Source organism: Actinomadura sp. 7K507 (assembly GCF_004348425.1).
In the GTDB taxonomy this organism is placed as follows: Bacteria; Actinomycetota; Actinomycetes; order Streptosporangiales; family Streptosporangiaceae; genus Spirillospora.
In genome coordinates, this window is record NZ_SMKK01000270.1 from 1 (window position 1) to 11660 (window position 11660).

General features: G+C 72.6%; 7 protein-coding genes and 1 pseudogene. 5 read left to right on the plus strand and 3 right to left on the minus strand.

Translation table 11 applies throughout. From position 1 onward, the window contains the following. Positions 1 to 2098: nitrate- and nitrite sensing domain-containing protein (locus tag E1285_RS38455; protein WP_132159533.1), on the minus strand; the 2098-nt coding region annotated here is incomplete at its 3' end. 434 nt (positions 2099 to 2532) lie between these two features. On the opposite strand from E1285_RS38455, the gene E1285_RS38460 reads away from it, so the two are divergent. Then, complete coding sequence (locus tag E1285_RS38460) at positions 2533 to 4041, plus strand: M28 family metallopeptidase (RefSeq protein WP_132159534.1); 1509 nt, start codon at positions 2533 to 2535, stop codon at positions 4039 to 4041. Positions 4042 to 4137: 96 nt separating this feature from the next. Here the strand turns inward: E1285_RS38460 and E1285_RS38465 are convergent, their stop codons facing one another. Further along, positions 4138 to 4977 (minus strand): LLM class F420-dependent oxidoreductase, encoded by an 840-nt coding sequence (locus E1285_RS38465; protein ID WP_132159535.1) that lies wholly within the window; start codon positions 4975 to 4977, stop codon positions 4138 to 4140. 62 nt (positions 4978 to 5039) lie between these two features. On the opposite strand from E1285_RS38465, the gene polA reads away from it, so the two are divergent. The 3 genes from polA (at position 5040) to E1285_RS38480 (ending at position 9893) form a co-directional block, all read left to right on the plus strand. Continuing rightward, on the plus strand, positions 5040 to 7688 hold the full coding sequence (polA, locus tag E1285_RS38470; RefSeq protein ID WP_132159536.1) for a DNA polymerase I: 2649 nt from the start codon (positions 5040 to 5042) through the stop codon (positions 7686 to 7688). A 63-nt stretch (positions 7689 to 7751) separates the two neighbouring features. Then, a complete protein-coding gene (locus E1285_RS38475; RefSeq protein WP_132159537.1) occupies positions 7752 to 8249 on the plus strand; it encodes an inorganic diphosphatase in 498 nt (165 codons plus the stop codon). Positions 8250 to 8354: 105 nt separating this feature from the next. Then, positions 8355 to 9893: an FAD-dependent monooxygenase gene (locus E1285_RS38480; protein WP_243723353.1), complete on the plus strand. Its 1539-nt coding sequence runs from the start codon at positions 8355 to 8357 to the stop codon at positions 9891 to 9893. Positions 9894 to 10683: 790 nt separating this feature from the next. Here E1285_RS38480 and E1285_RS47890 read toward each other — a convergent pair. Then, a pseudogene (locus E1285_RS47890) lies at positions 10684 to 11379 on the minus strand (NAD(P)-binding protein); the annotation flags it as partial. Between the two features lie 71 nt (positions 11380 to 11450). On the opposite strand from E1285_RS47890, the gene E1285_RS46025 reads away from it, so the two are divergent. Then, a partial coding sequence (locus E1285_RS46025) for a hypothetical protein (RefSeq protein ID WP_165966930.1) occupies positions 11451 to 11660 on the plus strand: 210 nt, incomplete at its 3' end.

The window sequence follows — 11660 nt, forward strand, 5'->3', positions numbered from 1 at the left end:
GCGGGGGAGCGGCGGGCAGCGGGCCGGTGGACCGCGGGTCGCCGGCCGGGTCGCCGGCCGGCGGGCCGGCCGCCGGGAGCGCGGGACGGACGGGGCGGCCGAGGCGGGGCCCGCCGCCGCCCGCCGCCATCGCACCGGCGGGCTGCGGCTGCCGCGCGTCGGTCCCGCGGGCCAGCTGCTGCCACTCGTCGTCCAGGACCACCAGCGTGTGCGGGATGAGGACGATCGCGGTGAGCCCCCCGTACGCCGAGGGCTGCAGCGACACCTTGATGCCGTGCCGCGCCGCCAGCCGCGCGACGACGAACAGCCCGAGCCGCTCGGTGTCGACCAGGTCGAACTCGACGGCGCTGGCCAGCCGCCGGTTCAGCTCGTCCAGCTCGTCGGGGTGCAGGCCGACGCCGCGGTCGACGACCTCCACCGCGAGCCCGTTGGCGACGGTCTCGACCTTGACCGTGACCTCCGTGGCCGGCGGGGAGAACGAGGCGGCGTTCTCGATCAGCTCGGCGAGCAGGTGGATGACGTCGGCGACGACGCCGCCGGTGACGGCGGCGGACGAGGCGCCGGTCACCTCGACCCGGGTGTAGTCCTCCACCTCGGCGATCGCGGCGCGGACCACGTCCTCGGCGACGACGGGGTGGTCCCACGCCCGCACCGTCGGCGAGCCGGACAGGATGACCAGGCCCTCGGCGTGCCGCCGCATGCGGGTGGTCAGGTGGTCGAGGCGGAACAGGTCGTCCAGCTCCTCGGGGCTGGACGCGCGGCGCTCCATCTGGTCCAGCAGCCGGAGCTGGCGGTGCAGCAGCGACTGGCTGCGCCACGACAGGTTGATGAAGACGCGGTTGATGCTCCCCCGCAGCTCCGCCTCGCTGATCGCGGTGCTGATTGCCGTCCGCTGGACGGTGTCGAGCGCCTCGCCGACCAGGGCGACCTCTCGGGTCTTCCCGGTCGCCGGGCGGGGTGTCTCGGTCTCCAGGTCGACCGGTTCGCCGCGCCGCAGCCGCGCGACGACGCGGGGGAGACGCTCGTTCGCCAGTTCCTGCGCCGACCGCTGCAGCCGCCTGAGCTCGCCGGCGTGGCGGCGGGCGAACACCAGCGACAGCACGAGGGACGCGATGACGGCGAGCAGCCCGACGCCGCCCGTGAGGTAGACCCGCATCCAGATCCGCTGGTCGGCCGGCTCGACGTCGTCCTGCCGGATCTCGTCGCTGGCCTTGAGGACCGTGCCGAGCCACACCCGCCCGGCCGCCGTGGTGACGGCCTTCCAGCGCTGCGGGTCCGGAGCCCTTCCCTGCTGTACGACGGAAGTCTCCAGCGCCACGAACTCGGTGTAGGCGGAAGATTCCGCCAGGCCGCGCATGGTCTGCGCGGCACGGCCGCTGAGCTGGTCCCCGGCGAGTTCGAACAGTTGCGAGCGGCCGCCCGCGTACTGGGCGAACGCGGCGCGTTCGCCGGGCTTCAGCCGGCCGCGCAGGCTGGAGAGCAGCAGGTCCTCGCGGAGCAGGAAGTCGTGCGCCCAGAACATGTACAGGCTGCCCTTGTTCTGCTGGAAGACGGTGACGTCGTCGATCGCCACCATCGTGCTGAGCAGCCGCGCCACGTTGTCGAGGACGCTGCTGTAGGCGCTGATCACCTCCAGCGTGGAAATGTCCCGGGCGTTGACCTGCGACCGGAAGCCGGCCAGCCGGTCGAACTGCCTGCCGACGTCGCGCATGCGCTGCGCCACCTCGCCGGGCATGGCGTCGATGTTCTCGGGGGCGAACGCCAGGGTGCGGAAGGCGTTCGCCGACTGGTCGGTCTTGCCGATCGTCTCCTGGAACCGCTGCGTGGCCGTGGGGGAGGGCGACGTCAGCGCCGCGATGGCGGTGGCGCGTTCACCCTGCACGGCCTGCATGGCGAACCTGGCCGGGTCGCCGACGCGGTCGAAACTGTCCGCGTACCGGTTCTGCCGCAGTGCGTCATTGATCGCGGGGACGGCCGAGATCGCCCAGAGGACCATCAGGGACACGAGGGGGATCGCCAGGAGCGGCACGATCCGCCATCCGATCGGGCGCGTGCGCGGGCGTCCGTGGGATCTGTGCGCCTGTTCGGGACTCGACAACGGCCCAACTCCTGATCGTCGGCGGCCACCATCTGCAAAGGGTTCTGCAAGGGTGACGAAGCATACTCACGTTGTTTTGTCCGGAGCCAGCGTCTCACCTGCTGGAACTCGGACCGGCGAAAGGGCGGAGCCCGCTGCCCGCGTGGCCGGCGGCCGGCCAATCCGCTCCTTCATTTCTGCAGGTCATGACACGTGCGTGCGCTGCCATTCCAGTGCGGGCCTCGGACGGTGCGCTTCTGCTGCGGCGCCGCGATCGGCACTCCCGGTGGGCACAGGGGGACGGACGGTGGTCATGGGGACGGACGCAACCGTGGGGGGCGCGTTCCCCAGGTGTCCAATACTGGCTATTTTGATGCAAAGTCGTGTCTTGTTGCAGGAATTGACGCATGTCAGGATTCGGGTTGCTTCGTCCCCCCACACACGGAGACCTAGTCATGCGCAGAGCCGCGCTGGCCACGCTCCTCGGGCTGTCGCTCGCCGCCACCACCGTGGCGGCGGTCCCGGCCCAGGCGGCGCCCAGGCCACCCAAGCTGTCCAAGCTCGTCAAGCTCAAGAACGTCCGCCATCACCAGCAGAACCTGCAGAAGATCGCGGACGCGAACGGCGGCAACCGGGCCGCCGGGCTACCGGGCAGTGAGATCACCGTCAAATACCTCGCGAACCAGCTCGAACGGGCCGGATACGAGCCGGCGATCCAGAAGTTCGAATTCGACTTCTGGCAGGAATTGTCGGAACCGGTCTTCGAGCAGACCGCGCCCGAGCAGAAGGCGTTCGAGCCGGGCACCGACTTCGCGACCATGCAGTACTCCGGCGCGGGCGACGTCACCGCCGCCGCGTCCCCCGTCGACCCGGACGCCGCCGGCGTCGGCAGCGGCTGCGAGGCCGGCGACTTCACCGGCTTCCCCGAGGGGAACATCGCGCTGATCCAGCGCGGCGGCTGCACCTTCGCTCTCAAGACCGACCACGCCATCGCCGCCGGCGCGAGCGCCGTCGCCATCTACCAGGTCCCCGACCAGCCCGGTCCCGTGGCGGGCACGCTGGCGACCCCGTACGGCATCCCGGTCATCGGCCCGACCAACGCCGTCGGGACGGACCTCGTCCGGCAGGCGCAGGACGGCGGCGTGACGCTGCGCGTCAAGACCGACACCTTCACCGAGAAGCGCGAGACGGCCAACGTCCTCGCCGACACCCGGCGCGGCAAGGACGACAACGTCGTCGTCGTCGGAGCGCACCTCGACAGCGTCACCGATGGCCCCGGCATCAACGACAACGGCTCGGGCGTCGCGGCGCTGCTGGAGATGGCCGAGCAGATCCGCAAGCTCGGGCCCAAGGTCCGCAACACCGTGCGGTTCGCGTTCTGGGGAGCCGAGGAGGAGGGCCTGATCGGTTCCCAGCACTACGTCGACAGCCTGCCGCAGGAGGAACGGGACAAGATCGCCCTGAACCTCAACTTCGACATGATCGGCTCGCCGAACTTCGTGCGGTTCGTCTACGACGGCGACAACAGCGAGGGCCAGAACCCCGTCGAGTCGCCCGCCGGGTCCGGCGCGATCGAGAAGGCGTTCACCGACCACTTCGCCGGGCTCGGCCTCGAATCCGACCCGACGCCGTTCAACGGGCGGTCGGACTACAACGCCTTCATCACCGTGGGCATCCCCGCCGGCGGCCTGTTCACCGGCGCCGAGGGGATCAAGACGGCCGAGCAGGCGGCGGTGTACGGCGGAACCGCGGGCCAGGCGTACGACCCGTGCTACCACGAGGTCTGCGACCGCTTCGGCAACGTGAACCTCAAGGGCTTCGACCAGATGATCGACGCGGCCGCCGCGGTCACCCAGAAGTTCGCGTACAGCACCCTGACGGTCAACGGCAACGAACTCGCCAGGAAGCGGCAGGCCAGGAGCCACGCCGAGCCGGGCGTGATCGGCCACCGTGCCACGAAGTAGTCACTTCCGGTAGTCACTTCCGGGTTCCGAGGGACGCGCCACGACGCGCCCCGCCGCGCCGCGGGCGCGTCCCTCGCCCCTTCGTCCCGCCGTGAGTCAGCGAGGCGGGAGCGTCTCGGCGATCGTCCGCAGCGCCGGACGGGGGTCCCCGCCCCTCTCGGTGAGCACCTGGACCGCCACATGGTCGGCGCCCGCGTCCAGGTGGCCGGCGAGCCGCGCGGTCACCGCCGCCGGGTCCCCGTGCGCGACGAGCGCGTCGATGATCGCGTCGCTGCCGTCCCCGGCGACGTCGTCGTCGGTGAAGCCCAGCCGCTTCCAGCTGGAGACGTAGTTCCTGAGCTTGAAATAGAAGCCGATCTTCTCCCTGGCCAGCGCGCGGGCCCGCTCCGGGTCGGTGTCGAGCACGACCTTCTGGTCCGGGGCGAGGATCGGTCCCTCGCCGAGCGCCTCCCGTGCCAGGCGCGTGTGCTCGGGCGTGGTCAGGTACGGGTGCGCGCCCCCGGCGCGTTCCGCCGACAGCCGCAGCACCTTCGGCCCCAGCGCGGCGAGTACCCGTCCCTCCACCGGGACGTCCGCGGCGTCGAGCCTGTCCAGATACCGGACGATCGTCTCGTACGGGCTCCGGTACTCCTGCGTCGCCTCCGGATGGCCGATGCCGGCGCCGAGGAGGAACCGCCCGCCGTAGGCCTGGTCGAGCCGGTGGTAGGAGGCGGCGACCTCCTCGGCGGGCGTGTCCCACATGTTCACGATGCCGGTCGCGATCACGATGCGGTCGGTGGCGGCGAGGAGCCGGTCGGCGATCTTCAGGTCCCCGCGCGGCGAGCCGCCGATCCAGATCGTGCCGTAGCCGAGGTCCTCGACGTCCTTGGCCAGGTCCGGATCGAGTTCGCTCCACGGCCGCCAGATCCCGAGGCGTCCCAGTTCGATCTTCGTCATGCCGCCTCCAACAAGTCGTCCTGCCGTTTCATGCCTCGTTCCCCGGTGCCAGGATGTGACGCATGACCGACCGGCCCTGCCTGCTCCTCCTGGACGGCCACTCGCTGGCGTACCGGGCCTTCTACGCGCTGCCGGTCGAGAACTTCAGCACGACCGCCGGGCAGCCGACCAACGTCGTGTACGGGTTCGCGAACATGCTGGCCAACGCGCTGCGCGACGAGCGCCCGACGCATGCGGCGGTCGCGTTCGACGTGTCGCGGCGGACGTTCCGGACCGAGGCGTTCCCCGAGTACAAGGCGACGCGGTCGCGCTCACCGGAGGAGTTCGGCAGCCAGCTGAGGATCCTGGACGAGCTGCTCGCCGCGATGAGCATGCCGGTGCTGCGGGCGCCCGGCTACGAGGCCGACGACGTCATCGCGTCCCTCACCGCCAGGGCCGAGGCGGACGGCCTCCAGGTGCTGATCATCACGGGCGACCGGGACGTGCTGCAGCTCGTCAGCGACCACGTCACCGTCCTGTACTTCTACCGGACGGCGTCGGAGATGATCCGGTACACGCCGGAGGCGGTGCGGGAGAAGTACGGGCTGAGCCCGGCGCAGTACCCGGACTTCGCGGCGCTGCGCGGCGACCCGTCCGACAACCTGCCGAGCATCCCGGGCATCGGCGAGAAGACGGCGGCGAAGTGGGTCCGCGAGTTCGGCTCCCTCGAAACGCTGCTGGACCGCGCGGGCGAGGTGAAGGGGAAGGCGGGGGAGAGGCTGCGCGCCGCCGCGGACTCCGTGCGGCTGAACCGGCGGCTGACCGAACTCGTCCGCGACCTGGACCTGCCGGTCGAGATCGGCGACCTGCGGCGGCGGCCCTACGACCTGTCCGCGTTCACGTCCCTGCTGGACGAGCTGGAGTTCCGCAACGCCAGCCTCCGGCAGCGGCTGTTCGCCGCGGACCCGGGCGGCGGCCGGCCGCCGGAGGACGGCACGCGGGAAGGCGGGACGCCCGAGCCGATCAAGGGCCGGGAGCTGGGGCCGGACGAGCTGGCGCCCTGGCTCGGGACCCGCGCGGCCGGCCTGACCGGGCTGGCCGCCGACCACACCTGGGTCCGCGGCACGGGGACCATCGCCCGGATCGCGCTGGCCACCGGCGACGGTCACGCGGCCTCGTTCGAGCCGTCCGGCCTCACCCGGGACGACGAGCGGGCCTTCGCCGAATGGCTGGCCGATCCCGGCCGTCCCAAGGCCCTGCACGACGTGAAATCGCTGCTGCGCGTCTTCGGCGAGCGCGGCTGGCGGCTCGAAGGGATCGCCGCCGACACCGCGATGGCCGCCTACCTGCTGCTGCCCGGCCTGGCCGCCTACGGCATCGCCGACCTCGCCGGACGGCATCTCGGGCGCCGCCCGCCCGCCGACGGAGCGGCCGGGCTCATGCTGAGCGCCCGCGCCGTCCTCGACCTGGCGGGCAAGTTCGCCGCGGACCTGGCCTCCACGGGCATGGACGCGCTGCTGCGCGACGTCGAGCTGCCCCTGTCGGCCCTGCTCGCCAGGGCGGAACGCACCGGCGTCCACGTCGACGCGGGACTCCTCGACGAGCTGGAACGGCACTTCGCCGGCGCGATGGAGCGCGCCGCCGACGAGGCCGCCGACATCGCCGGACGCCGCTTCAACCCGGGTTCGACGAAGCAGCTCCAGGAGGTGCTGTTCGGCGAGCTCGGCCTGCCCAAGACCAAGAAGATCAAGTCGGGGTACTCCACGGACCTCGACGCGCTGACCTGGCTCGCCACCCAGACCGACAACGGCCTGCCGCAGGTCCTGCTGCACCATCGCGACCAGGCGCGGCTGCGCACGACCGTGGCCGGGCTGATCAGGGAGATCGGCGCGGACGGCCGGATCCACACCACCTTCCAGCAGACCGTCGCCGCCACCGGCCGCCTCACCTCCACCGAACCGAACCTCCAGGTCATCCCCGTCCGAACCGAGGAGGGGCGGCGCATCCGCCGCGCGTTCCTGCCCGGCGACGGCTTCGAGTCGCTGATGACCGCCGACTACGGCCAGCTCGAACTGCGCGTCATGGCGCACCTGTCGCAGGACCCGACGCTCCTCGCCGCGTTCGACTCCGGCGAGGACCTCCACACCACGACGGCGGCGCAGGTGTTCCGCGTCGCCCCGGACGCCGTCACCCCGGACATGCGCCGCAAGATCAAGGCCATGTCGTACGGGCTGGCGTACGGCCTGTCGGCGTTCGGGCTGGCCCGGCAGCTCGCCATCCCGATGGCCGAGGCGCGCCCGCTGATGGACGCCTACTTCGAGCGGCTCGGCGGCGTCCGCGACTACCTCGACCACGTCGTCGCCGAGGCCCGCGGCACCGGCTACACCCGCACGCTCCTCGGCCGCCGCCGCTACCTGCCCCAGCTGACCAGCGACGACCGGCAGCGCCGCGAGACCGCCGAGCGGATGGCGCTGAACGCCCCCGTGCAGGGCTCGGCCGCCGACATCGTCAAGATCGCGATGCTGCGCGTGGACGAGGCGCTCACCGGCGCCGGGCTCGCCAGCCGGCTGCTGCTCCAGGTCCACGACGAGATCGTCCTGGAGGTCGCGCCGGGCGAACGGGACGCGGTGGAGGAACTCGTCCACACCCACATGACCACGGCCTACCCGCTCACCGTCGGCCTTGAGGTCGCCATCGGCACCGGCCAGGACTGGAACGCCGCGGCGCACTGACTCCCGGCGGCGGATACGATCACAGGGCCCATCGCTGGGTAGAGGATTCTCGGGGAGGCACGCATGGAGATCGAGATGATCGTCGAGATCCCCAGGGGATCGCGCAACAAGTACGAGATGGACCACCGGATCGGCCGCATCCGGCTGGACCGGATGCTGTTCACCTCGACCCAGTATCCGGTCGACTACGGCTACATCCCGGACACCATCGCCGACGACGGCGACCCGCTGGACGTGATGGTGCTGCTGGAGGAGCCGACCTTCCCCGGCTGCCAGATCACCGTCCGCAGCCTCGGGGTGTTCTGGATGCACGACGAGGGCGGTCCCGACGCCAAGGTGCTCACCGTCCCGGCCAAGGACGTCCGCTACCGCGAGCTTCGCGACCTGGGCGACGTCCACGAGCACATCCGCGACGAGATCGCCCACTTCTTCGACATCTACAAGAGCCTGGAGCCGAACAAGAGCTCCGACGTGCGCGGCTGGCAGGACCGGCAGGTCGCCGACCAGACCATCTCCCAGGCCGCCGAGCGGGCGCGCGCCGAGGCCGAGACCACGTCCTGACCCGGGTCGGGGACGCCCCGCGTAAAACGCGCGGCGGGCCGCTTTACGGGGACGGCCGGGCGGCGGACCATTTCAGGTGTGGGCCCGTCCAGTGACAGTGCGCCGGTGGTCGATGAGCCGGTGGTCGTGGTGGGTGCCGGGCCGGTCGGGCTGGTCACGGCGCTGCTGCTGGCGCGGCACGGCGTGCCGAGCGTGGTGCTGGAGGCCGCCGCGCGGCGCGATCCGTCCGGGTCGAGGGCCATCTGCTTCCAGCGGGACGTCCTCGACGTGCTCGACCGGGTCGGCTGCGCCGACCGGATGATCGCCCGCGGGGTGACGTGGACGACCGGCCGCACCTACCACCGCGGGGACGAGCTGTTCTCGGTCACCTTCCCCGGCGCCGGGCACGGCGCCGTCCCGCCCTGGATCAACATCTCCCAGGCCGAGGTGGAGCGGTATCTGCGCGACCTCGCCGCCGCCGAGCCGCTGGTCGACCTCCGGTACGGGCATCCAGTCAGCGGGCTCGACCAGGACGAGAACGGTGTCGAGGCCGACGCGGGCGGCACCGTCAGGGGGAGCCATCTGGTGGGCGCGGACGGCGGGCACAGCGCCGTCCGGCACCTGCTCGGCATCGGCTTCCCCGGACGCACGTTCGCCGACAAGTTCCTCATCTGCGACATCCGGGCCGAGCTGCCGTTCCCGAGCGAGCGGCGGTTCTACTTCGACCCCGAATGGAACCCGGGCCGGCAGGTGCTCGTCCACCAGTGCCCGGACGGCACCTGGCGCATCGACTGGCAGGTTCCCGCCGACCACGACCTCGACACCGAACGCGCCTCCGGTGCGCTGGACGCCCGGATCCGGAAGATCGTCGGGGACGTCCCGTACGAGATCGTGTGGGCGACCGTGTACCGGTTCCACGAGCGGTGCGCCGCGACGTTCGCCTCGGGCCGCGCCTTCCTCGCCGGGGACGCCGCCCACCTGTACGCGCCGTTCGGCGCCCGCGGGCTGAACTCCGGCATCCAGGACGCGGAGAACCTCGCCTGGAAGCTCGCCTTCGTCCGGCACGGCCGGGCGCCCGGCGGCCTGCTCGCCTCCTACGACGCCGAGCGCCGGGCCGCCGCGCAGGAGAACCTCCGCGTCACCACCCGGACGATGGAGTTCCTCGTCCCGCAGACGCCCGCGCAGCGCGCCCACCGGCTGGAGAGCCTGGAGAGGGCCCGGACGCATCCGAGGCCCGGCACGATCACCGACTCGGGCAGGCTCGCCGAGCCGTTCTGGTACCTGGACTCACCGCTGACCACCCCGTCCGGCCCGGTGGACGGCTTCCCGCGCGAACCCGGCGCCGTCCGCCCGCCCCTGCCGGGCGTCCTCTGCCCGGACGGCCCATGCGTCGTCTCCGGCGAACCGACCCGCCTGCGCCGCCTTTTCGGGACGGGCTTCGTCCTGCTGACGGCGAAACGCCACGCGATGGAAGTCCCCACCGACGTCCCGCACACGGTGCACGCGCTGGACGACATCGACCCCGGCGGGGACCTGCGGACGGCCCTGCAAGCCGGCCCGGACACCGTGCACATCGTCCGCCCGGACGGCCACCTCGCCGCCGTCCTCCCGGCGCCCGACCCCGCGTCCGTGACGGCCGCCCTGCACCGCGCCTGCGGCCGCTAACCGGCGTCGAGGACCGCGCGGGCGGCGTTGTGCCCGGGGATGCCGCTGACGCCTCCGCGCGCCGCGCCCCCGCCCCGCACAGCAGCACCCGAGGATGCGCGGTCTCGACGCCCCAGCGGCCCCGCTCCCCGGGCTCCTCCGCGAACGGCCACGACAGGTCCCGGTGGAAGATGTGCCCGCCGGGCAGCCCCACCTCGTCCTCGAGATCGACGGGCGACTTGGCCTCCAGGCACGGCGTGCCGTCCGGGGCGCGCAGCAGGCAGTCCTCGATCGGCTCGGCGAGCACCGAGTCGAACGACGCCAGCGTCGCCGCCAGGGCCTCCGCCCGTCGGGCCGCCGGATCCGCCCGGAACAACCGCGCCGGCATGTGCAGGCCGAAGAGCGTCAGGGTGTGCGCCCCGGCCGCCCGCAGTTCCGGCCCGAGAACGGACGGATCGGTCAGCGTATGGCAGTAGACCTCGGCGGGCGGGACCGCCGGGACGCGCCCTGCCCGGGCTTCCTCGTACGCCCGGCCGAGCTGTGCCCGTCCCTCATTGATGTGGAAGGTCCCGGCGAAGGCCTCCTCGGGCCGGACGGACGGATCGCGCAGCCGGGGCAGCCGGGAAAGCGCCATGTTCACCTTCAGCTGCGAACCCTCGGCCGGGCTCTCACCCGGCATGTTGAGCAGCACCCACCGGGCCGAGACGGTGTGCTCGGCGCCGCCGGCATCCCGGAACGTCACCTCACCGGACGGGTCGGCGTGCAGGACCTCCATCCCCGTCCGCAGCTCCGCGCCGGCCGCCCGGGCGGCGGCGGCCAGCGCCCCGGTCACCGCGCCCATGCCGCCGACCGGCACGTTCCAGTCGCCGGTCCCGTCACCGATGACGTGGTAGAGGAGGCAGCGGTTCGCCGCGAGCGACGCGCCGGACGGGTCGGCGAAAGTGCCGATCAGCGAATCCGTGAGCACGACTCCGCGGACGGCGTCGGAGGCGAACCGCTCGTCCACCACGTCCCCGATGGGCCGTTCGAACAGATCGCGCCAGGCCTCGTCGTCGCCCACCACCGACCGCAGCCCCGCCCGGTCGCGCAGCGGCTCCAGCAGCGTCGGCGCGACCCGTTCCGCCACGCGCCCGGCCATCGCGTAGAACCGCCGCCAGGCCGCGGCGTCGTCCCCGAGGGACGCGGCCGTCCGCGCCGGGTCCTCGTTGTCGATCAGCAGCCCGCCCTCGCCCACCGGCGTGTACGACGCGAACCGCCGTCCCCGCAGCTCGACCGCCAGCCCCAGGTCCCGGACGATCCGCGACGGCAGCAGGCTCACCAGGTACGAGTACCGCGACACCCGCGCGTCCACCCCGGGGAACACGCGCGCCGACACGGCCAGCCCGCCCACGTGGTCGAGCCGCTCCAGCACGAGGACCCGCCGCCCGGCGCGGGCCAGGTAGGCGGCCGCGACGAGGCCGTTGTGGCCGCCGCCCGCGACGACGACGTCATACATCCCCACAGGCATCCCCACAGGGAACCACAGCGGGGGCCGAAACCTTGTTGGCCGGGGGCGGCCGGAGCGTGGATCATTGGCGGATGAGTATCCGGCTTGCGTGGGGTGTGGTGGCTTCGGGCCGGTGCGCCTGGGCCGCGCGGCCGGCGGGTCCGGCGCGGCTGCCGGACGACGCCGGCGGCCGTCCGGGGGAGGCCGTCGCCCTGGGGCCGGAGGACGCCGCCGAGGAGGACGTCGAGCACGCCGTCGCCGAGCTGGCCCGGCTCGTCGCGGCCGGGGGAGTGGTCGCGGCG